We start from the raw sequence: 24,500 nt of genomic DNA, 5'->3' as shown, positions 1-24,500 counted from the left end.
TAGTTGCCCGTAGCACTAAGGGAGAAAGTTATGAGTCACAAACAATTACCGCAAGATTTCTTATGGGGTGGCGCAGTCGCCGCACATCAGGTTGAAGGTGGCTGGGATAAAGGCGGCAAAGGCGTGAGTATTGCCGATGTGCTCTCCGGCGGCGCGCACGGTATTGATCGTGTTATGACTGATGGCGTGCAGGAGGGTTACCGCTATCCAAACCATGAAGCCGTTGATTTCTATGGTCATTACAAAGAAGATATCGCGTTATTTGCTGAGATGGGCTTTAAGTGTTTCCGCACCTCCATTGCCTGGACGCGCATCTTCCCGAACGGCGATGAGCAGCAACCGAATGAAGCGGGCCTGCAATTCTACGACGACATGTTTGATGAGTTGCTGAAATATGGCATCGAGCCGGTTATTACCTTATCTCACTTCGAGATGCCGTGGCATTTGGTGAAAGAGTATGGCGGCTGGAAAAACCGGCAAGTGGTCGACTTCTTCGTGAAATTCAGCGAAGTGGTGATGGAGCGCTATAAAAGCAAAGTGAAATATTGGATGACCTTCAACGAGATCAATAACCAGCGCAACTGGAAATATCCATTGTTCGGCTATTGCTGCTCGGGCGTGATATTCACCGAGCAGGAGAACCCGGAAGAGACCATGTACCAAGTGCTGCATCATCAGTTTGTTGCCAGTGCTAAAGTGGTAAAACTCGGTCATGCCATTAATCCAGAGTTCAAAATTGGCTGTATGGTCGCGATGGTGCCGCTCTATCCCTTCTCCTGCCATCCAGATGACATGATGTACTCCGTGGAAGCCATGCGTGAGCGTTATCTATTCGGTGACGTCCATATGCGCGGTTACTACCCGTCATATATCCTAAATGAGTGGGAGCGCCGTGGATTCACTATCCATATGGAAGAGGGCGATCTCGAGGCTCTGCGTGAGGGCTGTGCTGACTACATGGGGCTGAGCTATTACATGAGTAATGCGGTTTCTGCGGTCAATCCAGGGAGTGGCAACTCACTTTCTGGCTTTGAAGGCAGTGTCCCTAACCCGCACGTCAAGGCGTCAGACTGGGGATGGCAGATTGACCCGGTTGGTTTACGTTATTCACTGAGCGTATTGTATGAGCGCTATCAAAAACCGCTGTTTATTGTTGAAAACGGTTTTGGTGCGATCGACAAAGTGGCCGATGACGGCATGGTGCATGACGATTATCGCATTGCTTATCTGAAAGCGCATATTGAACAGATGAAGAAAGCGGTATTTGAAGATGGTGTTGACTTAATGGGGTACACCCCGTGGGGCTGCATTGATTGTGTATCATTTACCACCGGTGAATACAGCAAACGTTATGGTTTTATCTATGTGGATAAAAACGATGACGGCACCGGCACCATGGCGCGCTCACGTAAATTAAGCTTTGATTGGTATAAGCAGGTGATCTCCAGTAACGGTGAAGAGCTGTAACACTGTTGTTAGGATGTGATTCGGGAAAGGCCGCTTACTGGTAGGGCCTTTCCCTGCGTTGCTTTTTGGTGCATATAATACAGCAGTGAATTAATGCACAAGTCTAAAATTTGACTCGTTAACTCTCCTTTTAGAGTCACTGACGCGGGAACAGGCGGCCCCTCCATCACTGCCGACACGCCAGTTATTGCGCCAGTACCCTACATATTAGCCGTCATTGCTCGCCAATTGAAAGCGGCTCATCAATTTAACGTCTTGGCCGTGAACTCTTGTCAATCTCTCTCGTCACTGAAAATTAACTGTTGTTATATACAGTCATTAATGTAATCTTACTCATGATCCTAAGTAACAAAATTTTGCTTAAATACTTAGCAATCATACTGTTGTATCTAAGATAGATTAGCCCGTTAGATTGGTGTGTAGTAATAATATATTGAATATCAATTGGTTATTTGGGTTGTTTTAGACTAAATCTAATATGGTTACTGATTTGTTAATGGCAGTTGTTCTTCATGCTTTCAGACGGTCAGTTGCTGGAAACATTCACGTTTGAACTTTTACTAACCCTTAAGCATATAGAGGTAAACATGGCAAAGACCCTACCCCGTAGCGGGATTTTTGCGCTGCTTGCCGTGATGGTGGCAGCATTCAGTGGCGTATCTCACGCAGCAGATACGGTTCGTGTTGGTTCAAAAATTGATACCGAAGGCTCATTGTTAGGCAATATTATTGTGCAGGTGCTAGATGCCAATGGGATAAAAACCACCAATAAATCACAGTTAGGTACTACCAAAGTGGTGCGTGGTGCCATCACTGCCGGTGAGATTGATATCTATCCTGAATATACCGGTAATGGTGCTTTTTTCTTCTCTGATGAGAAAGATCCTGCCTGGAAGGATAGCAAAGCGGGCTATGAGAAAGTAAAAGCGCTGGATTATGAGAAAAATAAATTGGTATGGCTCTCGCCCGCGCCAGCAAATAATACCTGGACCATTGCAGTGCGTCAGGATTTAGCTCAAGCGAATAATTTGAAAACCTTGGATGATCTGGGTAAATGGATTAATGCGGGGGGTAAATTCAAACTGGCGGCCTCTGCCGAGTTTATTGAGCGTCCTGATGCCTTACCTGCTTTCCAGCAAGCCTATGGTTTTAAATTGGATCAAGACCAGCTGTTATCACTGGCGGGTGGCGATACAGCAGTGACCATTAAAGCCGCTGCTGAGCAAACCTCAGGTGTTAATGCGGCGATGGCTTATGGCACAGATGGCCCTGTCGCGGCTTTAGGGTTACAAACGCTGGAAGACCCTAAAGGGGTGCAACCTATTTACGCGCCAACACCGATTATTCGTGAGGCCACACTGAAAGAACATCCAACGATACCTGCGTTACTCAACCCAGTATTTGCCACTCTGGATGGCCCGACGTTACAAAAACTGAATGCGCGTATCGCGGTTGAGGGTCAGGATGCGAAGAGAGTGGCGGCTAATTACCTGAAAGAAAAAGGTTTCATTAAAGGATAACCGCGTGTGTTAGGGATGGTGCTATAGCTGCAATCTGTAGTGCCATTCAAATACACAGCTAATCCGTTATTGTGATTAAGGTTACCTGTCATGGAGATGGATTTTTATGGCCGTTAAAAACCGAGTCCTGCTAGCACTGGTTATTTTGCTAGTTTTATCTGGGCTAGGGCTATCTTTTGTCAGTCACGCACCGAATAGGCTGATTTCCGGACAGGGGATCGCGCTAATGTCGTTGATAACAGGTTCGGTTTGGTGGCTGTTAGCTCCTATATTGCTACTGTTTGCCTGTGCTTTTTGTAAACAAAATATTGTGTTGTATGGGTCAACACTCTTATTTGCCGAACTGCTGCTATTTGGCTTGCTGCTGCTAGCGGGGAGAACGGCCACACAGCTTACGGGGGGGGAAGATAGCCTTGCTCGCACCTCACTTGGTGGTGGGTTTTGGCTAATGAGTGGGTTAACTATATTGATTGCGGTGGATAGCTTGTCCCGCGCCATTGCCAATCCTCTCTGGCGCAGTTTAGCTAATCTCTTGCTGGTTTTACCGGTCGTGGTATTGCTGGCTACGGGGCAACTTGATCAACTATCTTTAATGAAAGAGTACGTTAATCGCCAGGACGTATTTGATGATGCCCTCTGGCAACACTTTCAGATTCTATTGGCTACGCTACTCCCCGCGGTAGTTATTGGTATCCCTCTTGGCTTACTCTGTTTTCGCTCTCGCCGCTTTCAAAACACTATTTTTTCAACCTTGAACATTATCCAAACTATCCCATCAATTGCCTTGTTTGGCTTGCTCATTGCACCTTTGGCGGGATTGGCTGCGATCATCCCATGGTTAGCAGATCACGGTGTTAGCGGTATCGGTCTGGCACCAGCGATTATCGCACTGGTGCTTTATGCGTTGTTACCGCTAGTGCGCAGTGTGGTTGCGGGGCTAGAGTCTGTTCCGGACAGTGTTGTCGAGTCAGCCCAAGGTATGGGGATGACTCGTAGCCAGCTATTCTTTTGGGTACAAATACCCATTGCGATGCCACTTATTTTGTCCGGTATTCGAATTATTGCGGTGCAAACGGTAGGGCTTGCTGTCGTGGCTGCATTAATTGGTGCCGGCGGGCTAGGGGCGATTATGTTTCAAGGTTTGCTGAGTAGCGCATTGGACTTAGTGCTACTGGGCGTGATACCGGTGATAGTGATGGCAGTCATGGTTGACTCACTGTTTAAATTCATCGTTATTTTTATGGATACTTCAAATCGATGATTCATTTCCATCAGGTAAGTAAATATTTTGCCGGCAAACGGGCGGTAGACAACCTGACGTTACAGATTGCCAGGGGGGAGTTCACCGTATTGATTGGGACTTCTGGCTCTGGTAAGTCGACCACATTGAAGATGATTAACCGGCTTATTGAGCATGATGAAGGGGAGATTCATTTTGCCGGTGAAGAGATCCGCAATTATAAGCCGGAAGAGATACGGCGGCGGATGGGGTATGCCATTCAATCCATAGGTTTATTTCCGCACTGGACTGTGGAGCGCAATATCGCCACTGTGCCGCAGTTACTAAAATGGCCACAGGATCGTATCCGCCAGCGGGTGAAAGAGTTACTTGAGTTATTACATCTGGAGCCAGAACAATTTCTCCATCGCTACCCCCATCAGCTCTCTGGTGGGCAGCAGCAGCGGGTTGGTGTTGCGCGAGCTTTGGCCGCTGATCCGGAAGTTTTATTGATGGATGAGCCATTTGGCGCGTTAGATCCGGTGACGCGTTCAGCATTACAGGTCGAGATTAGCCGTATCCACCAACTATCGGGGCGGACTATCGTGTTGGTCACCCATGATATTGATGAGGCGCTGAGCCTGGCTGACCGCATTGTCCTGATGGATGAGGGGCGAGTTATCCAGCAAGGAACACCACTTGAAATGTTGACTCAACCCGCCAATGATTTTGTCCGTGATTTCTTTGGTCGTAGTGACCTCGGTATCAAGTTGCTATCACTCGGCTGGGCTGAACAACGGGTTAGGCGCGGTGAAACACTGATTGGGTTGCCGATACTCGGCACAACCAGTCTGCGTGAAGCACTCTCCCTATTTGTGTCACGTCAGACAGATAAATTGCCTGTAATCGACGAACATGGCCAGCCATTAGGTGTGCTCTATTTTGCTGATTTGATAGCAGATAAGGGGGGCGTGTGAAATTTGGGGCGACCAACAGCAGTGATATAAAGAGAGCCACCTCTAAGCGCGGAGCATTTTGGCTACTGAATGGGTTAACAGACCCGCTCTGTTGGGCGGTGCTTCTGCTCGCAGGGCTGGTTTTTGGCATGACCTCCCTACACGATTTTTTTGCTGCTCTATTTCCCAGTCTTGATAGGCCCGTTTATCTGCAAGATACCTTCTGGTCACTGGTCGTCGCTCACGTCATGCTGGTAGTGGCCTCCAGTATTATCGCTGTTTTGATCGGCGTTAGTGCTGGTGTGGCAGTGACTCGTCCAGCAGGGAAAGAGTTTCGTTCAGTGGTGGAAACTGTTGTCGCGATGGGGCAGACTTTTCCACCTGTCGCCGTACTTGCCATTGCAGTACCTGTGATGGGGTTTAGTGAGAAACCCGCAATTATCGCTCTAGTGCTGTATGGCCTATTGCCCATTTTACAAGGAACGATCACCGGTATTGAGTCTGTTTCGCGAGGTATCCGCGAGGTGGCGCAAGGGGTGGGAATGAGTAGCCGGCAGATTTTGTGGCGGGTTGAATTACCTCTAGCCGCCCCGGTTATTGTGGCGGGTATTCGAACATCGGTCATTATCAATATTGGTACTGCCGCTATTGCTTCGACCGTCGGGACTAAAACACTGGGTTCTCCCATCATTATTGGCCTAAGTGGCTTTAATACCGCCTATGTTATTCAGGGGGCGGTTGTTGTCGCACTATTGGCGATAATTACAGATATGTTATTTTCACGTTTGAGTCGGCGGTTGTCAGGTTGGCGCGAATGACCAACGTTTCCCGTAGTGAAGCACGACTGACTATTTTTGATAGTCCTCATGAGCAGCAGGAAGTTATGCTGATTTCACTCCCGATATATGGATGTGTTCAATGGGTCTGAGGCCGTGTTAGCTAAAGATAAAATATTGAGTAAAGCCGCTTATTATCTTGAGCGGCTTAGAGCATCATTAAGCAGATGTAGGCCACAGCTTTTACATTGGGCGCAGAAATGCTTTGATAATATATATTCACAATGCATGTAATTATATTGATGGTTAATATATGGGTTGGGTTTTCATATTAAATAATTTATATCATAAATAATTTGTCAAATAATAATTTAAATGCGTCAGATTATATAAATGTCATTATTCATACTGTAAACTTTCTTTATTTATACCTTATATCAGCTACATTTATAGTTGCACAAAATATCTATTCTCATTTTTACTCTTATATAGGCGTTTGTAAGGATTACCTATGTCTACAGATGATCAAAAGGTCGGGCTTATTCCGGTAACACTTATGGTTGCAGGGAATATAATGGGGTCTGGTGTCTTCTTATTACCGGCTAGTTTAGCCTCAACGGGTGGAATAGCCATCTGGGGGTGGCTGGTGACAATTATTGGTGCCTTAGCACTTTCAATGGTTTATGCCAAAATGTCATCTTTAGATGATAGCCCGGGTGGCTCCTATGCTTATGCGCGGCGAGCTTTTGGCCCATTTTTAGGTTATCAGACCAATGTTCTCTACTGGTTAGCCTGCTGGATTGGCAATATTGCGATGGTAGTGATTGGTGTCGGTTATCTCAGCTATTTCTTCCCAATATTGAAAGAGCCAATGGTATTAACTATTACCTGTGTCGTGGTTCTATGGATATTTGTTGGGCTAAATATTGTTGGGCCTAAAATGATTACCCGAGTACAAGCTATTGCCACGTCGCTAGCATTGATACCTATTGTTGGTATCGCACTATTTGGCTGGTTCTGGTTCAAAGGCGAAATTTATATGGCCGCCTGGAATGTCAGCGGTTTGGGCACCTTTGGCGCAATTCAAAGTACGCTAAATGTCACGTTATGGTCATTTATTGGGGTAGAAACGGCCTCGGTAGCTGCCGGTGTAGTGAAGAATCCCAAGCGCAATGTGCCGATTGCCACTGTCGGGGGCGTGCTGATTGCTGCCGTCTGCTACCTCCTCTCCAGTAGCGCCATCATGGGTATGATTCCTAATGCGGAGTTACGTGTTTCAGCATCACCTTTTGGTGATGCGGCACGTCTTGCCTTAGGGGACACCGCTGGCGCAATAGTTTCACTCTGTGCGGCAATAGGTTGTTTAGGTTCGCTAGGGGGCTGGACACTGGTTGCCGGGCAAACGGCTAAAGCGGCCGCTGATGATGGATTATTCCCGCCGATATTTGGGAAGGTTAATCAGTCCGGGACACCGGTTGCAGGGCTGCTGATCCTGGGGGTTCTGATGACGATATTCCAAATCAGCAGTATCTCGCCCAATGCCGCTAAAGAGTTTGGTTTAGTCTCTTCTGTCTCCGTTATTTTTACGTTAGTTCCCTATTTGTATACCTGCGCCGCGTTATTGCTGGTGGGGCATGGTCATTTAGGATCAAGAGCAAACACCTATGTCGGCATTACACTGATCGCTTTTGTCTATTGTATTTGGGCTGTCGTCGGTTCGGGGGCAGAAGAGGTGATGTGGTCATTCGTCACTCTAATGGTTATCACTGCCCTATACACATTCAATTATAACCGTACCCATAAAAACCCATTCCCACTCGACTCCTCTGCTAGGAGTTCTTCGTAATCATGGGGTTACCTGCTAATTGATTGGGCATCATTGTTATGATGCGATAATCATAGCGAATAAGGACCAATACGATGATTGACTTAAGTAGCCACAAAAAACGTAACGTTTTAGTCGTCGACAGTAATATTCGTGATTTCAATACGGCTAATGGTCGGGCGGTGAATGAACTTATTATTGCGTTGGATGATATCAACTTCAATGTCATTGCTGCCGCGACATTTGAAGATGGCCGGGCAACAGTGGTGTCGGATGCTTCATTGTGCTGTATTTTTGTCGATTGGACTTCCGGTGGTAATGATGATGAATCCCACAGTCAGGCATTTGCTCTGTTGCAAGATATTCGCCACCGTAATAAATCTATTCCGGTGTTATTGATGGCGGAGCATTCATGTATTGATAGCCTAAACTTAGATACCATGAAGCTGGTCAATGAGTTTGTCTGGATGCATGAAGATACAGCTGAGTTTATTGCTGCCCGCGCCAATGCATTGATTAGCAAATATTATCAGCAGTTATTACCCCCCTTTACCAAAGCCCTGTTGCAGTACACGCAAGATAATCCTGAATACTCCTGGGCCGCACCGGGCCATCAGGGGGGAGTGGCGTTCAGTAAGAGTGCCGTGGGGCGTGAGTTTCTGGATTTCTTTGGCGAAAATCTGTTTCGTTCAGATACCGGGATCGAGCGGGCATCATTGGGTTCGTTACTTGACCACAGCGGGCCAATAAAAGAGTCCGAGGCCTATGCGGCACAAATCTTTGGTGCACATATCAGTTACTCAATGCTCAATGGCACTTCCGGTTCTAACCGCGCCATTATGACGGCGGTGGTGGGTGATAAGCAGATCGCGTTATGTGACCGTAACTGCCATAAGTCCATTGAGCAGGGGTTGGTGTTAACCGGGGCATTACCGGTGTTTTTTATCCCAACCCGCAACCGCTATGGCATTATCGGCCCTATTCCCAAAGCCCAATTTCAGCCCGCCGCCATTACCGAGAGAGTTGCGCAGAATCCGCTAAAGGCATTGATTTCAGAGGCTAAACCTGTCTATGCAGTGATCACCAATTGTACCTATGACGGCATGTGCTATAACGCGAAACAAGCACAAGATCTATTGGCCAAAAGTGTCGATCAGATTCATTTCGATGAGGCGTGGTATGCCTACGCGCGCTTTAATCCTCTTTACCGTGATCGTTTCGCCATGCGCGGCGCCCCCACAGATCATGATCCGCAGGGGCCGACTGTTTTTGCCACGCAATCAACACATAAATTGCTGGCAGCACTATCTCAAGCTTCTTATATTCACGTGAGAAATGGTAAAAAACCCATTGAGCACTCACGTTTTAATGAATCCTATATGTTGCAATCCACCACCTCGCCGCTCTACGCCATTATTGCCGCCAATGAAGTGGGAGCGGCGATGATGGAGGGGGATCAAGGCCGGGCGTTAACGCAAGAGGTTATTGATGAAGCGGTCGATTTTCGCTTAGCGCTAGCACGTGCCCATGACGCTTTTGCCCAACAAGGTGAGTGGTTCTTTAAACCCTGGAATGCGCCGGAGATCACGGAGCGTAAAAGTGGTAAGCGGGTTCCTTTTGCACAAGCGTCAAGAGAGCAGTTAACCACCGATCCTGGCTGCTGGGTGCTCAAACCCGGTGAGTCGTGGCATGGTTTTGATCAATTGGAGGATGATTGGTGCATGCTTGATCCCATCAAGGCTGGGATTATGGTGCCGGGCATGGGGGATGATGGCAGATTGCTTGCCGAGGGGATCCCCGCGGCGGTGGTGACGGAATTCCTCGGGCAGCGGGGGATTGTGCCTTCGCGAACCACTGACTTTATGGTGTTGTGCCTGTTTTCGGTTGGGGTGACCAAAGGGAAGTGGGGCACGCTAATCAATGTACTGCTGGAGTTCAAGCAGCACTATGACAGCAATACGCCAGTATCGACCTGTCTGCCTAATCTGGCTAAAGGTTATCCGCAGCAATATGGGCATATTGGTCTGAAACAGCTGTGTGACACCATGTTTGCTTATATGAAAACCAGTGAGATGGATAAGTTGCAGGCGCAGGCATTCGGTCATTTACCCACTCCAGTAACCTTACCGCGTCAGGCTTTTCAAGAACATATGGCTGGGCGTTGTGAGTTGCTACCACTAGACAAGTTGGCAGAGCGCATCTCTGCTGTCGGCGTCATTCCTTACCCTCCGGGTATTCCTATTGTGATGCCGGGGGAGAGTTTTGGGCGCGATGATGAGCCGTGGTTGCGCTACATCCGAAGCCTTGCTGATTGGGGCCGGCATTTCCCCGGATTCGAGAAGATTTTGGAAGGTTCCGAGCAGAAAGATGGGTGCTACTTTATCTGGGTGTTGAAGCAGTCGTTGTGACTGTGTTTGATTATTAATCACAGGGGAGTGATTATACCCTGTGATTAATGGGTGCTACGGGGACTCTTGACCATTGTTGGATAAGCCCGCAGGGCCGATATCAGACAGTGGGGAGGATTCTGTGGTTTCAGTTTCATGTGGCGTGGTTGAACGGGTATAAATGTTCAGCCCGGCCAGAAAAACGCCACCTAATGAACTCAGAGCCATTATCGCAATCAGGATAATGAGTGCTTTTCTTAGCATAATTATTTTCACTTTTATCTAACCAACGGGAATTATAGCCTGTTCACTCAATGAAACAACTGTGTTGCACTCTTGATGCGAAAAGATTAACGCGACTTAAACAGAAATTTCCCCAGCGTGACCAATACCACCGCAGAAACAATCACGGCTAATGCACACCATTCAGTGGTCGATAAACTTTCACCGGCAAAGCCGATACCCAGCAACACAGCAACTACCGGATTCACATAAGCGTAGCTGGTTGCCACCGCCGGACGGACACTCTTCAGCAAATACATATAGGCGCTGATGGCGAGCATTGAGCCGAAAACAATCAAATAAAGTAATGAAAGAATGCCGCTCATACTTGGCATTTGATTTAGCTCTTCGCCACTTAATGTACTGGCAACTAACAGCACCACCCCGGCAACCAACATCTGTGCCGCGCCGGACATCGCACCACTTGGCAATGCCAGACGTGAACTCCAGACCGAGCCAAATGCCCAGCTAGCAGAAGCGAGCAATATCAGGGCCGCACCCATTGGGTTACCCAATAAGTTGCTGCCGGTATTTAGCAGTATGATGCCGACCAGACCGAGAGCAATCCCAGACCACTCCAGTTTTGTATTGCGCATACCCCATAACATGCTGAAACATAAAGTGAATAGTGGTACGGTGGCGACCATGACGGCGGCAATGCCGGAAGGGACGTGCTGGTGTTCGGCGATGGTAACTAGCCCATTGCCGATGGCCAATAATAAGATGCCGATGGCACTGGCACCCATCCATTGACGTAACGTGGGTAGAGCATGGCCTCGAATGGCAAGGAAACTGAACAGTAACACTCCGGCGATCAGGTAGCGTAAGCCCGCCATCATCAGCGGTGGCCAGCTCTCCACCCCGATGCGGATGACCAGATAAGTTGAACCCCAAACGAAATATAGGGTGAAGAGTGAACCGACCAGCAACCACAGATTACGGCTATTTTGCTTTAGCATAGTTATTCAATAGGAAAAGGGCAGTAAAACAGAGATGCATCAGTAAACATGAGAACAGTGTTGGTTAGCAAAGGTTTTTATCGTTTTTTTATGTTTTAAATTTTCGCCTAAATTTTACGCTAAAACAGGGGGTTATTCTTGAAATTGGTGGCGATTGGCTTCATAAGCAGTGACAAAATCTATCTTTTCCATGAAAGCTAAAAATGCTTCAGGCATGATGCATAAAGTTAGATCCCTATCTTAGGTATGGTTTTTGCCGTTATTTCTGATTATCAGACAAGGTGAATGATTTATGGCTGTGATCTCTTTATGCAAAGGGCGGCAGTTTGGTATTAACTCCCTCATTTTTGGCGCTTTCTTCGCCGGCCTAATACTGCTATTTACATTCACCGCCATGCCCGCTGATGCCGCGCAACATGAGTATGCTTTTCTATCGGCCCACGCGTTGCAGCATAATAAACTAGCGATTGCACAGAAACAGGCATCGAAGGAGACCATGCAGGCCTATCAGCGGCTACTGCAACAAGCGGATAGAGCACTGAAACAGCCGGATCAAAGTGTCATGGAGAAAAGCATGATGCCACCTAGCGGCTCTAAACATGATTATCTCAGTCTCAGTGCCTACTGGTGGCCAGATAGCGAAAAAAGTGATGGCCTCCCTCAGATGAGCAGAAGAAATGGCCCTATCGCAGCCTTGATCATATCGGCGTCTGCTTGGTGCCACTGATGGTTCAGGCTGATAAAGGCTTAGGTGAAAATCGCTACCAGCAATAGATTAAACGCGCAGATTTTTCCGCTATTGACGATGCAAAGCGAAGAGGTGCGGTCGCTGAGGCAGTGCGCGAATCAAGGCTATTGGCAGTGAGCGCAGATTAATCGTCCATTCGCAAAGGGTTGTTGGCACATAAAATAGTCGTTTGCCGATAAATAAAAAAGCCGGGAATTATCCCGGCATAATGACAAGTAACAAATTAAACTTACCAATCACAATGAAGCATTCAAACAGTAAAGCAATGAGGATAATACCGGTATAGGGTAATTAGAACTGATAAACCAGGCCGACAGCCACAACGTTATCGGTATTCAGCTTCAGCTTATTATCGTCACTCAGTTGGTTGATTTTATAATCCACATAGGTGGACATGTTTTTATTGAAGTAATAAGAAGCACCGATATCAACATATTTTACTAAATCAGTATCGCCGATACCTTCGATATCTTTGCCTTTAGATTGAACATAAGCCAATGAAGGTTTTAAACCGAAATCGAACAGGTATTGAGCGACTAATTCCACGTTTTGGGTTTTATTAGCAAAACCACTTACGCTGGTTGACACACTATTAATCACCGCAGTGCCAGAAATAGGTGTCATATTACGGGTTTCGGCATAAGTTGCTGCCAGATAAACGCCGTTGTCATCATATTTCAGACCGGTAGTCCAGGCATCAGCTTTATCGCCTTTACCGAAGGTGCCGTTCTTCTGTGCGGTGGTACGGTTAGATGAAGCATAGGCCGCACCAACACTCACACCCGCACCAATTTCATAGCTAGAGGAGATGCCGAAGCCGTCGCCATTTTGTTTGGTCGCATCGGCACGGCCATTATTGCTTTCTGCTTCGCTGCCATTTTTGCCTTGATATTGCAGAGAAAATTTCAGGCCATCAACCAGACCGAAGAAATCTGTATTGCGGTATGTTGCTACGCCCGTGGTACGGCCAGTCATAAAGTTATCGGTTCTGGTGTAGCTGTCATTGCCGAACTCAGGCAGCATATCGGTCCAGGCGGCGACGTCATATAATACGCCGTAGTTACGACCATAATCGATGGAGCCTAATTTACCGTAACGTAAACCAGCAAAAGCTAGACGTGTTTTGTTATCTTTTGTTTCCTGGCTTTCAGCATAGTTAGCCGCAATGTTATATTCCCATTGGCCGTAACCGGTCAGATCGTCAGTAATTTTGGTGGCACCCTTAAAACCAAAACGGACATAAGATTTGTCGCCATCACTTTTATTATTGTCAGAGAAGTAATGCAATGCTTTTACTTTTCCGTATAAATCAAGTTTGTTGCCGTCTTTATTATAAATTTCTGCTGCGTGTGACGTAGTGGCAACTAATAAAGCCGGTACCAGGATTGCCAGAATATTACGTTTCATATTTTGCCCTGTTTCTCTTATTTGAAAAGACACGAATGGTGAAATTTTTTGCTGTATCCAATATCTGTCTGAATTCGTCCAGCGCAGAATTTTTACCGCATCTGTGTGATCTATTTATGACAAATCATAAATAACTGCGACATTGCGTAAATTTTATTCCACCGTCATTGGCACAAGTCGCGGATTTCAACTACTGCTGCTGTGCTTTCAGGCTGACGTGGGCGTTATGGTGTGGGACAATAGGGCAACACTCAGTTTAGATAAGATATGCATGGCGTTGTCCCCAGCAGTAAAAGAGCAAATAAGTCAGTGGTATAAGGCGCTTTCGCAGCAGATCCCCGATTTTATTTCCCGCGCGCCACAGCGCCAGATGATAGCCGAAGTGGCGAAAACGCTGGCGGGGGATGCTGGCCGCCATTTGGCCATTGAGGCACCGACCGGTGTCGGCAAAACCTTATCCTATCTGATCCCCGGCATTGCGATTGGTCGGGCAGAAAGCAAGCCGTTAGTGGTCAGTACCGCTAACGTGGCACTACAGGATCAGATTTACAGCAAGGATCTGCCGCTGCTGAAGAAAATTATTCCCGATCTTAAATTCACCGGTGCTTTTGGCCGTGGGCGTTATGTGTGTCCGCGTAATCTGGCGGCAATGTGCACCGATGTTTCCGGGCAGGGGGATCTCTCGCTGTTTCTCGGTGATGAACTGGCCCCCGCCAATAGTGAAGAGCAAGCTACCTGTCTGGCGCTCACTAAATCACTGAATAGCCATCTCTGGGACGGGCTGCGCGACCATCATCAGTTGTCACTCAGTGACAGCTTGTGGGCCAAATTGAGCACTGATAAAGCCAACTGCCTGGGGCGTAATTGTCACTATTTTCGTGAATGCCCGTTTTTTATTGCCCGCAAAGAGATAGAGAGCGCTGATGTGGTGGTCGCCAACCATGCATTGGTGATGGCGGCGCTGGAAACGGAATCGGTGTTGCCTAATCCCAAAGAGCTGCTATTGGTGTTGGATGAAGGCCACCATTTGCCGGATGTGGCGCGGGATGCCCTTGAAATTGAAGGTGAAATTACCGCCGTTTTTGCCAATATGCAGTTGGATATGATTGTGCGACTGGTGGATCAATGTATGGTGCAGTATCGGCCAAAAAGCCCCCCCAGTTTATCGAATCCGGAGCGCCTAAAAGATCATTGTGAGCAGTTGCGCGAGCTGATGTTGAGTGTCGAACAGCAGGTAAATCAACTGCTACCCGCCGATGGCAGCCCGGCGGTGTACCGTTTTGAGATGGGCGAGCTACCGGGCAGTTTGACGGAGGATTGCGCCAAATTATTTAAGCTGACAGATGCCTTACGCGGTTTGGCCGAGTTTGTGCTCAATGATTTGAGCGAACAGACCGGTAAGCACGACATTGTCCGTTTGCATCGGGCGATTATTCAAATGAGCCGAACGTTGGGCTATCTGGAGGCCATGAGCAAGCTTTGGCGGCTGGCGGCGATGGCCAAAGCCTCGAATGCGCCTATTTCCAAATGGATCACCCGCGATTATCGCGAAAACCAAACGCACCTCTATTTTCACTGCGTGGGGATACGGGTCAGCGATCAACTCGATAAAATGCTGTGGCGTAAAGTGCCTCATGTGATTGTGACCTCCGCGACCTTGCGCTCGCTAAATAGCTTTGCACGGTTGCAAGAGCTGAGTGGCTTGAGCGAAAAGGCTGGAGATCGCTTTGCCGCGCTGTCATCGCCGTTTAACCATATTGAGCAAGGGAAGCTGATTATTCCCAAAATGCGCTTTGAGCCGACCATGGCCCATGAGGCTGAACATTTAGCTGAAATGGCGCACTTTTTCCGCGCCCAGCAGGCCAGTGGGCGGCATAAGGGGATGCTGATTCTGTTCAGTAGCCACCGGGCAATGCAAACCTTCCTCAGCCATGTGACGGATTTACGTCTGATGCTGCTGGTACAGGGCGATCAACCGCGCTATCGGCTGGTCGAGGAGCACCGTAAACGGGTCAATAGTGGCACTGCCAGTGTATTGATTGGCTTGCAATCATTCGCCGAGGGATTGGATTTGAAGGGTGAATTACTGACTCAAGTTCATATCCACAAAATATCGTTCCCGCCTATCGACAGCCCAGTGATCCTCACGGAGGGGGAGTGGCTGAAGTCACTGAAGCGCTACCCATTTGAGGTGCAAAGTTTGCCAAGCGCCTCGTTTAACCTGATTCAGCAGGTCGGGCGGCTGATCCGCAGTAATCAGTGCCACGGTGAAATTGTAATTTATGATCGGCGTTTATTAACCAAAGGTTATGGGCCACGACTACTGGCCGCGCTACCAATCTTCCCCATTGAGCAACCCGATATGCCGGAGGGGGAAATTACCCCTATGTTAGCGCCGCCAGCTAAGCCAGCGGGGAAGAGAGGGCGTAAGAAACGGGGGTAAAGTTTGGTTTTTGGCTCACTAACCCTCTTTTTACCTAATTATTTATATAAAAAGTCATTTCATCTGAAATCTTTCCCTATCGGCATAAAATCAGTGACTAAGATTAAATAAGCCGCTGGGGAGCTGACCCTAACAAGTTAAGTCTGGTAGTACCTTCGGCGTAAATAGCGGGTGGTGGGTTAGCGGTTGCGCTAACTGCTATCGACATATTTATCAGGCAGGGGTGAAGCAGCATGAAACAGCTAATGGCAGAGTTTATTGGCACTTTCTGGTTGGTGTTAGGCGGGTGTGGTAGCGCAGTTTTGGCGGCTATGTTCCCGGTGGCGGGGATTGGATTTCTCGGGGTGGCGCTGGCATTTGGCCTGACGGTGGTCACCATGGCTTATGCATTGGGGCATGTCTCTGGCGCGCATTTTAACCCGGCGGTATCACTGGGCTTATGGGTCGGTGGCCGCTTCTCTGGTTCGCAATTGATACCCTATATCGTGGCGCAGGTGCTAGGCGGGCTAGCGGGTGCGACAATTTTGTACTTAATCGCCAGTGGTAAAGCGGGTTTTGATGTCACTGCCGGATTCGCCAGCAATGGTTTTGGTGAGCGCTCACCGGGGGGGTATAGCTTACAAGCGGTGCTGGTGGCCGAGGTGGTGCTGACCATGGGGTTTGTGATGGTTATTATGGGGGCGACCGATACACGTTCTCCGGCTGCTGCGGCCCCACTGGCTATCGGGTTATGTCTCACACTTATTCATTTAATTAGCATCCCGGTGGATAATACCTCGGTAAATCCTGCACGTAGCACCGGCGTGGCGATCTTTGCCGGGGGGGTTGCCTTACAACAATTATGGGTATTCTGGCTCGCCCCTTTGGTGGGGGGAGCGCTGGGCGGTGCCATCTATCGTGTTCTGTTCAGCCCACCGGAAGAGCTGAGTAAGCCGCACTAATCTTCAGGCCACTGCTGTAATTATCTCAGCAGTGGCCTGCTCTCACGTCACCCCCCTCATAAACCCACCAGTGACAGGTCACTAAAAGCAACATAGCCGATTGATATCCTTGATGCATTGGTTGCGGCTGTTACATCACAACCGAGTGGTAACTATTGGGCTATATCTATTACTATCAGTGATAGAGTTTCGCTAATATTTAACCTGATTTATATTTAACAGATCATGACAGGGGTAATACCGCACCATGGATTACAGCAAAATTATCAAAGAGATTGGGCGCGGTAAGAACCATGCCCGCGATCTGGATCAACCGACGGCTTATGAACTGTACAAAGCCATGTTGGCAGAGCAAGTCCCGGCGCTGGAGTTGGGTGGCATCCTGATCGCCTTTCGGATCAAAGGTGAATCTGAACAGGAGATTTTGGGCTTTTATCAGGCGATGCAAGAGCAGGTGATGGCACTGCGCGCACCGGCGGGCCACCCGTTACCGGTGGTGATCCCAAGCTATAACGGCGCTCGCAAGCAAGCCAATCTAACCCCCTTACTGGCGCTGTTACTCTCGCGTCTTGGTCTGCCGGTGGTGGTACACGGTGTGACCGAAGACAGCAGCCGGGTGACCAGTGCCGAGATTTTCCAACAGCTGAATATCCCGTGGTCACTCACCGCAGCAGAAGCCCAACAGCGGCTAGATAGCGGATTGCCCGTGTTTATCCCGGTGTCCGCACTCTCCGCGCCGTTGGATAATCAATTACAGCAACGCTGGCGTATGGGGGTGAGAAACAGTAGCCACACGTTGGCAAAACTGGCCACGCCATTCATTCATGATGAAGCACTGCGGCTAGCCAGTGTGTCCCACCCTGAATATATGCAAAAAGTCGGGGGATTCTTCCAGGCGATCAATGCACCCGCGCTGTTGCAGCAAGGCACTGAAGGGGAGGTTTATGCCAGCCCATTACGTAGCTCGCCGATTCATTATATCAATGGGGGCGAACAGCAGATTTTACTCGATCGCCAACCAGAGCTGACGGAATCTGAGCTGCCCGCGTCGAAAGAGGCGGCGGTAACCGCAGGTTGGATTGAGCGCTGTCTGGCGGGCGAGGTTCCAATCCCTGACGCGATTCAAAAACAGCTGGCGTGCTGCTTAGTGGCGGCAGGGCGGGCTGACTCTGTTGAGCAAGCGCTGCAACAGATTGAAAAGATCTAGTTTTTCTCGTGGTTGTCTGATCTGCTCGTGGTTTGTTGTCTGATCTGATAGTGCCAGACTGAGGGGGGACTCTTTGACTCTCTTCATCTAACTTAACAACAGGAAAAATCAAAATGAAAGTGATGATTATCGGGGCCAGTGGAACCATTGGGCGTGCAATAGTAGAAAAGTTGAAGAGCAGGCATGACATCATCTGTGTTGGAAAAACGCAGGGCGATTTGCAGGTTGATATCAGGGATGAGGAGAGTGTGCGTGCCCTGTTTAAGCAAAGCGGCCATGTTGATGCCATTGTGGCTGCCACAGGAAATGTTCACTTTGGGCCATTTCGCGAGATGACGGCTACACAGTTTCAATCTGGGCTGCATGATAAACTCATGGGGCAGGTACAACTGGTGATGATCGGCAAGGACTACCTGAATCCTGGGGGTTCCTTTACCCTAACCACCGGAATACTGGCGCAGAATGCCATCCGCGATGGGGTGAATGCCACCACCGTGAATGCCGCATTGGAAGGTTTTGTCAGCGCGGTAGCCAATGAGCTGCCGGGATTACGGATTAACGCGGTTAGCCCAACCATACTGACCGAAGCTGAAGAGAGCTACGGCCCCTTCTTCCCGGGATTTGAAAGTGTTCCGGGCAGCCGGGTGGCCATGGCGTATCAGCGCAGTATTGAAGGGATCGAGAGCGGTAAAATTTACCGTGTTTGGTAATCACTGACCGTTACAGCCTCTGTCACGGTAGCGGTGTGGTTATTGAGTGAATATACCCACGGCCGCTGATAAAGCGGGGGACTTCCGCTGTCCCCCGCTTGTAGAGCAGTTACTTCAGTTGGCGCAGTTTCGGCCGCTCCGGTAGGGTGTAACTTACATTACCCGCCACCCCGGCTGGGGGGCTGCCCGTCACGGACGACCAGGAGGTTGGAACACCGGCATCATCCAGTACGGCAAGGACTCCGTAACCGCCGTAGACTGCCCGTAGGTTATGCAGTGCGGTAATCTCGGTCGGCACTGTGCCGCCAAGGTCAGGATTCCCCCAAGCCACCACGCTGCCGTTGGCGCGCAGAGCCGCAAAAGCATACGAGCTCCCGACCAGTAGGACAATATCGCTCAGGCCAGCCACCTCCTTGGAAACCGTCCCCCCACGGGCAGGATCCCCCCAGGCCACCACGCTGCCATCCGCCCGCAGCGCCGCAAAGGCACTCCCACTCCCGACCAGTTGGACAATATCGCTCAGGCCTGCCACTTCCGACGATACCGTGCCCCCACTGTCTGAGCTCCCCCAGGCCACCACGCTGCCGTTGGCGCGCAGCGCCGCAAAGGCAGTCTCCCCTGCGACCACCTGCACAATATCGGTCAGGCCCGCCACTGAGCTCGTGTCGCCACCGAACGCGTAGTAGGGATAGGCCACCACGCTGCCGTTGGCGCGCAGCGCCGCAAAGGCATAATCACCCCCGACCACCTGCACGATATCGCGCAAGCCCGCCACCGCCGGCGATACAGTACCCCCATCGTCGGGATTTCCCCAGGCCACCAAGCTGCCATCTGCCCGCAGCGCCGCAAAGGCCGACAAGCCCCCGACCACCTGCACAATATCGCGCAGGCCCGCCACCGCCGGCGGCACTGTGCCCCCATTATTGGCATCCTTCGCCCAAGCCACCACGCTGCCGTCCGCGCACCGTGCCGCTAAGGCACTCCCCCCCGCGACCACCTGGACGATATTGCGCAGGTTAGCTACCGCTGGTGGTACTTTGCCCCCGGCGAAGTCATACCCCCAGGCTGCCACGCTGCCGTTGGCGCCCAGTGCCTCAAAGGTAGACTGACCCCCGACCACCTGGACAATATCGCGCAGGCTGGCCACCGTGGCTGCGTCGCCCGGGTAATCGTAACCCCCCCAGGCCGCCACGCTACCGTCATTGAGCACCACCGCACAGGCACCACTAGACAGGGCTATGTTCTGCGGTCGTAACCGCACCACCTCGGTGCCGACGCTGACGACCAGTTCCAGCTCTGGGTGGGTATCGATAAAGCGCACGTCAGTGCTCACCTCGGGCAGCCCCTCATACTGCCAGTGCGCCTTGAGCAGCGCCCGGGTGGTCTGGTCCTGGGCCACCAGACAGCCCGAACCCTGATGATAGGAGGCCGAACTACCTCTGGCCCCCACCACCCACAGATTGCCGACATGAACCAGTTTTTGGATACCGTAGTGCGTTATGGCCGACAGCCTGTCGTCGTTGACCGCGTAGCGCAGGTCCACCGAGCCCCCCAGATAGGGGTCAATCTGTGCGGTCGGCACCTGGACGCGGATATATCCCTGGGCAACGTCCACTGTGCTCACCAAATTGGCCGGTGACTTGTATACCTGCCCCGGAGTCCCCGCCGCATCAACGGGCATCCACTCCAGCTGTACTCTGTCTCCGGCGGCTATCAGCGGGTAGCTGATACGCACCTGGGCCCCGCCGATCAGTCTTTCCGGGTCAAGCTGGTCACCGTCTGCCTCCTCTATCACCGGGGCAGTCAATGGGGCGGCTTCGCCCACCCGATAAGTCTGATGTAATGACACCTGTGTGTCGCCACCGGCCACCGGCTCCACCTCGTACCAGACCTCTACCGTCCCGCCATCAAACGGCTGCGCGCCCTCTGCCGCCTCGCAGTCAAAACTGACTGGCTCACCGACCAGCGCCCTTGGTACAGGCATACTGTCCGTCAGGGTCACCGGGTCGCCCGACGGGGGGCTACCCCGCCAGAGGTAACTCAGTTTGTCTTTTGCTGCCATTCCTGGCCAGGGTGGGACGGTCAGGGTGAGGAGTTCCGGCTCCAGCGGGTCAATTTCACCCGCCAGCGCTTCTTCAATCTCCGGGGCGGCCAGTTGACTCACCGGCGGGACATCCACCCCAATGTGCTCTTCCTCTGAGTAGACACCATCTACATCGTAGCTCAGGTACAATGTACCTCCATCGGCATAGGGCTTCAGATAAGTGGCGATATCGACCGGGAAAGTGATGACTTTATCCACGGTGCCTGCCGACACGGCTTTGCCTTTATTATAGTTGGGCCCCAACAGATTGATGTCGGGTAGAACCCCCCACCAGCGCAGAGTGACATACTGACCTCCGGCCATTCCGGGCCAGGGAAGAATATCCACATTGACGGTTTTTTTCGTGCCGAGCTCGCTAAGCTGAATGGCCCCCCCGGCGGATTCGCGCAGTCCGGGTGCCGGCAGAGTAGTATCAAGCCGGCTGTCAGGCTCTCCGGGATGGGCAGACAAGTGAGTATTGGTCATTTTGGTTTCTCCTGAAGGGAAAAAAGGTCGCCCCAGACCGATGTGCTTTCGCAGGTACGATATCCAGGTCGTATGAGTGAGCATAGGGAGAGATGATGGAGAGGGATAATGACATTAAGTGTTCGGTTGATAACCGCAGGTGGTTGATGAACGTAGCCCGCTGATATTGGTTGAGAGGGCGGCACATAATGCCATTCAACTCATCTCAGTTGCCCCACTCACGGGATGACACCCGCTTTAGGGCGATTTATGCTATCTTACGCGCCAGAAAATGCCGATTAGAGAGTCAGTACGATGGAAAACAAAAAAGTATTCCCCAAAGAAAAAAGTGGATTGCATCCCCGGAATCGTCATCGCTCGCGTTATGACTTTGATGCGCTTTCAGTGAGTTGCCCAGAGTTAATCCCTTTTTTGGCCCCGAATGCCTATGGTGATATTTCTGTCGATTTTGCCGATCCTTTGGCAGTGAAAATGCTGAATCGGGCATTACTGAAACATTTTTACGGCATTGAATACTGGGACATCCCCGCTGACTTTTTATGCCCGCCGATCCCTGGCCGCGCTGATTATATTCATCATTTGGCTGATCTATTAGCCAGTTGCAATGATGGAGTGATCCCGGCAGGTAAAAATATTGCGCTACTGGATATTGGTGTCGGTGCTAATTGCATCTACCCGATTATTGGTCAGCGTGAATATGGCTGGCGTTTTACCGGTACTGACATTGATCCGCAAGCACTGAGCGCGGCAAAAATGGTGGTATCCATGAACCCGACCCTAAGAAATACCCTGCGTTTGAAACATCAAAAAGATCCGCAGGCCATTTTCGAGGGGGTTCTGGCGGCGAATGAGCGCTACGATGCCACATTGTGTAATCCGCCGTTCCACGGCTCGGCAGAAGAGGCCGCAGCCACTACACGCCGTAAGCTGCACAAATTAGGTAAAGGCGAGGTTGCCGCCAAGCCGGTGCAAAACTTTGGTGGCAAAAATAGCGAGTTGTGGTGTGAGGGCGGCGAAGAGGGTTTTGTCAGCCGCATGGTGGTGGAAAGCGCCACTAAAGCGAAGAGTTGTTTCTGGTTTACCTCATTGATCTCCAAGAAAACGACGTTACCCGCTATCTATCATGCTCTGCGCTACGCCAATGCAGTTGAAGTTCGCACCATTGATATGGCACAGGGTCAGAAAGTGAGTCGTTTTGTAGCATGGACTTTTCTGACGCCAGAGGAGCAGGCTGTTTGGAGGTCTGAGCGCTGGACCCTTCGTTCTTGAAGCTGCAGGGGTGTTAGCTGCGTTCACTTACCCGAATCACTTACTGGTGTAAGCTCATCGGGATTCGCTCGCTTGCTGCCTACCTGCAACTCCAATAACTTTGGGTTGACCCTTCGTCCTTGAGGCTGCAGGGGTGTTAGCTGCATTCACTTACCCGAATCACTTACTGGTGTAAGCTCATCGGGATTCGCTCGCTTGCTGCCTAGCTGCAACTCCAATAACTTTGGGTTGACCCTTCGTCCTTGAGGCTACTACTGTTTTGTGATCCGCAATATGTGCTTAGCGGTGGCTATCGCCGTCACTGGCAATTGCTCAAGACCGCATTTGCGCAGGTCAAGAATCAGCAACCCCATCTATGAGCGGTTTATCAGATAAAAAATGGGCGGGATCCTAAGATGCCCGCCCATTTTATTTTAGGCTAATACTAAACCGCACATCAGGAGACGTGTTGCAGGAACTCCCGCAAACGTTCACTTGGCGGATTGGAGATCAGACTGTCTGGTTCACCATCTTGTGCCACCCGGCCTTTATCGATAAAGATCAGGCGCGATGCCACTTTTTGGGCAAAGCCCACTTCATGGGTGACGATGACCATCGTCATGCCCTCTTCGGCTAAATCTTTCATTACGGTCAAGACTTCATGACGTAATTCCGGGTCCAGCGCGGAGGTCGGCTCATCAAACAGCATCAGCTTGGGTTTTACCGCCAGAGCGCGGGCGATCGCCACCCGCTGCTGTTGACCGCCCGACAACTCTGCCGGGAAGTGGTGAGCACGATCTGCCAGCCCAACCTTGGTCAATAACTCCATCGCTAGCTGATTCGCCGCCTCTTTCGAGGCCCCACGGACCCGGACTGGGCCAAAGGCCACGTTTTCCAGCGCGGTCAGATGCGGGAACAGATAAAACTGTTGGAACACCATGCCAGCTTCCTGACGGATCAGGCGTTCATCAACTTTGGGGTCATTTACATCCAGGCCATCGACAATCAATTGACCACTGGTAATCACTTCCAGCTTATTGATACAGCGCAACAGGGTAGATTTACCCGAGCCGGAAGGGCCAATAATCACCACCACTTCTCCCTTGGTGATATTCAGATTGATGTCGTGGAGCACCTGGGTTTTGCCAAAGTGTTTGGAGACGTTTTTGAATTCAATCATATTATTTTCAGCTTTCTTTCTAACCGGCGCAGAACAAAGCTCAGAGCCAGGGTGATTATCAGGTAGATCACCGCCACCGCACTCCATATCTCCATGGCGCGGAAGTTACCGGCGATAATTTCCTGACCCTGACGAGTCAGTTCTGCAACGCCAATCACGATAAACAGTGAGGTGTCTTTGATACTGACGATCCATTGGTTACCCAGTGGCGGCAGCATACGGCGCAGGGCCAGAGGGGCAATCACGTAACGCAGAGTGTCGCGTTTGGATAAACCTAGCGCCAGACCCGCTTCACGGAAGCCATTGTGGATTGACAGCACCGCACCACGGGTGATCTCCGCGATATAAGCCCCTGAGTTAATAATAATCGTCACAACGGCGGCGGAGAAAGGATCGATGCGCACTGGCATCATCATCGGCAAGGCAAAGTAAATAAACATCACCTGCACCACAATTGGCGTGCCACGGATCAGCTCAATAAATACTAATGCGATATTTCTGCTCAGCCAGCCACCGTAAGCGCGGGCAAAACCGGCTATAACCCCAATAATCAGGCCGCCAAGCAACCCGAGGACCGAAATCCATAGGGTTAACTTGGCGCCTTCAAGCAGGATTGGGATGGCGGGCCAAATAGCGCTCCATTCAAACTGCATGGA

19 protein-coding genes are annotated in these 24,500 nt (G+C 50.4%); 13 read left to right on the top strand and 6 right to left on the bottom strand.

All coding sequences use genetic code 11. The features are described from left to right. Positions 1-30 precede the first annotated feature (30 nt). The 7 genes from FFE93_RS14135 (at position 31) to FFE93_RS14105 (ending at position 10,171) form a co-directional block, all read left to right on the top strand. Entirely contained in the window at positions 31-1,467 is a 1,437-nt protein-coding gene (locus FFE93_RS14135; protein WP_057647031.1) for a 6-phospho-beta-glucosidase, read from the top strand. A gap of 587 nt (positions 1,468-2,054) precedes the next feature. Then, positions 2,055-2,987, top strand: coding sequence for an ABC transporter substrate-binding protein (locus FFE93_RS14130; protein ID WP_005273957.1), 933 nt, complete (start codon positions 2,055-2,057; stop codon positions 2,985-2,987). A 106-nt stretch (positions 2,988-3,093) separates the two neighbouring features. Beyond that, on the top strand, positions 3,094-4,248 hold the full coding sequence (locus FFE93_RS14125; protein WP_049599311.1) for an ABC transporter permease: 1,155 nt from the start codon (positions 3,094-3,096) through the stop codon (positions 4,246-4,248). Further along, positions 4,245-5,183 carry an ABC transporter ATP-binding protein gene (locus FFE93_RS14120; protein ID WP_032897727.1) on the top strand — a complete coding sequence of 313 codons (939 nt, stop codon included), beginning with the start codon at positions 4,245-4,247 and terminating at the stop codon, positions 5,181-5,183. The genes FFE93_RS14125 and FFE93_RS14120 overlap by 4 nt, the downstream gene beginning before the upstream one ends. Positions 5,184-5,311: 128 nt before the next feature. Continuing rightward, positions 5,312-5,980 (top strand): ABC transporter permease, encoded by a 669-nt coding sequence (locus FFE93_RS14115; RefSeq protein ID WP_161598530.1) that lies wholly within the window; start codon positions 5,312-5,314, stop codon positions 5,978-5,980. Between the two features lie 469 nt (positions 5,981-6,449). Then, on the top strand, positions 6,450-7,784 hold the full coding sequence (gene adiC / locus FFE93_RS14110) for an arginine/agmatine antiporter (protein WP_005273945.1): 1,335 nt from the start codon (positions 6,450-6,452) through the stop codon (positions 7,782-7,784). Positions 7,785-7,858: 74 nt separating this feature from the next. After that, entirely contained in the window at positions 7,859-10,171 is a 2,313-nt protein-coding gene (locus FFE93_RS14105; protein ID WP_138775366.1) for an Orn/Lys/Arg decarboxylase N-terminal domain-containing protein, read from the top strand. Between the two features lie 54 nt (positions 10,172-10,225). Here FFE93_RS14105 and FFE93_RS14100 read toward each other — a convergent pair whose 3' ends face one another. After that, positions 10,226-10,414 (bottom strand): hypothetical protein, encoded by a 189-nt coding sequence (locus tag FFE93_RS14100; RefSeq protein ID WP_032815427.1) that lies wholly within the window; start codon positions 10,412-10,414, stop codon positions 10,226-10,228. A gap of 86 nt (positions 10,415-10,500) precedes the next feature. Beyond that, positions 10,501-11,391, bottom strand: a complete 891-nt coding sequence (gene yedA / locus FFE93_RS14095; RefSeq protein WP_005273938.1) for a drug/metabolite exporter YedA — start codon at positions 11,389-11,391, stop codon at positions 10,501-10,503. Between the two features lie 292 nt (positions 11,392-11,683). On the opposite strand from yedA, the gene FFE93_RS21765 reads away from it, so the two are divergent. After that, positions 11,684-12,118 carry an alginate lyase family protein gene (locus FFE93_RS21765; protein ID WP_315850379.1) on the top strand — a complete coding sequence of 145 codons (435 nt, stop codon included), beginning with the start codon at positions 11,684-11,686 and terminating at the stop codon, positions 12,116-12,118. A 312-nt stretch (positions 12,119-12,430) separates the two neighbouring features. On the opposite strand, the gene ompF2 is transcribed toward FFE93_RS21765, so the two are convergent. Further along, the gene (gene ompF2 / locus FFE93_RS14085; RefSeq protein ID WP_005273934.1) at positions 12,431-13,546 is read right to left on the bottom strand and encodes a porin OmpF2; all 1,116 of its coding nucleotides are present in this window, start codon (positions 13,544-13,546) and stop codon (positions 12,431-12,433) included. A gap of 271 nt (positions 13,547-13,817) precedes the next feature. Between ompF2 and dinG the strand changes: the two genes are divergently transcribed. The 4 genes from dinG to FFE93_RS14065 all read left to right on the top strand — a co-directional run bounded on the left by dinG (position 13,818) and on the right by FFE93_RS14065 (position 18,847). Beyond that, positions 13,818-15,989: an ATP-dependent DNA helicase DinG gene (gene dinG / locus FFE93_RS14080; RefSeq protein WP_138775365.1), complete on the top strand. Its 2,172-nt coding sequence runs from the start codon at positions 13,818-13,820 to the stop codon at positions 15,987-15,989. Between the two features lie 233 nt (positions 15,990-16,222). Continuing rightward, a complete protein-coding gene (gene aqpZ / locus FFE93_RS14075) occupies positions 16,223-16,930 on the top strand; it encodes an aquaporin Z (RefSeq protein ID WP_005273929.1) in 708 nt (235 codons plus the stop codon). 247 nt (positions 16,931-17,177) lie between these two features. Beyond that, on the top strand, positions 17,178-18,137 hold the full coding sequence (gene ybiB / locus FFE93_RS14070; protein WP_005273926.1) for a DNA-binding protein YbiB: 960 nt from the start codon (positions 17,178-17,180) through the stop codon (positions 18,135-18,137). Between the two features lie 113 nt (positions 18,138-18,250). Beyond that, positions 18,251-18,847 (top strand): short chain dehydrogenase, encoded by a 597-nt coding sequence (locus tag FFE93_RS14065; protein ID WP_005273923.1) that lies wholly within the window; start codon positions 18,251-18,253, stop codon positions 18,845-18,847. A 109-nt stretch (positions 18,848-18,956) separates the two neighbouring features. Here the strand turns inward: FFE93_RS14065 and FFE93_RS14060 are convergent, their stop codons facing one another. Next, complete coding sequence (locus FFE93_RS14060) at positions 18,957-21,416, bottom strand: RCC1 domain-containing protein (protein ID WP_054872885.1); 2,460 nt, start codon at positions 21,414-21,416, stop codon at positions 18,957-18,959. A 294-nt stretch (positions 21,417-21,710) separates the two neighbouring features. On the opposite strand from FFE93_RS14060, the gene rlmF reads away from it, so the two are divergent. Continuing rightward, on the top strand, positions 21,711-22,685 hold the full coding sequence (rlmF, locus tag FFE93_RS14055; RefSeq protein WP_005273919.1) for a 23S rRNA (adenine(1618)-N(6))-methyltransferase RlmF: 975 nt from the start codon (positions 21,711-21,713) through the stop codon (positions 22,683-22,685). Positions 22,686-23,121: 436 nt separating this feature from the next. Here rlmF and glnQ read toward each other — a convergent pair whose 3' ends face one another. Together glnQ and glnP are read right to left on the bottom strand one after the other, a co-directional pair. After that, positions 23,122-23,844, bottom strand: a complete 723-nt coding sequence (gene glnQ, locus FFE93_RS14050; protein WP_032897722.1) for a glutamine ABC transporter ATP-binding protein GlnQ — start codon at positions 23,842-23,844, stop codon at positions 23,122-23,124. Beyond that, positions 23,841-24,497 (bottom strand): glutamine ABC transporter permease GlnP, encoded by a 657-nt coding sequence (glnP, locus tag FFE93_RS14045; RefSeq protein WP_004709093.1) that lies wholly within the window; start codon positions 24,495-24,497, stop codon positions 23,841-23,843. Before glnP ends, glnQ begins: the two co-directional genes overlap by 4 nt. Between the last annotated feature and the right edge of the window lie 3 nt (positions 24,498-24,500).

Source organism: Yersinia sp. KBS0713 (assembly GCF_005937895.2).
GTDB classification, from domain to species: Bacteria; Pseudomonadota; Gammaproteobacteria; order Enterobacterales; family Enterobacteriaceae; genus Yersinia; species Yersinia bercovieri.
This window is presented reverse-complemented; position numbering and strand designations above follow the sequence as displayed.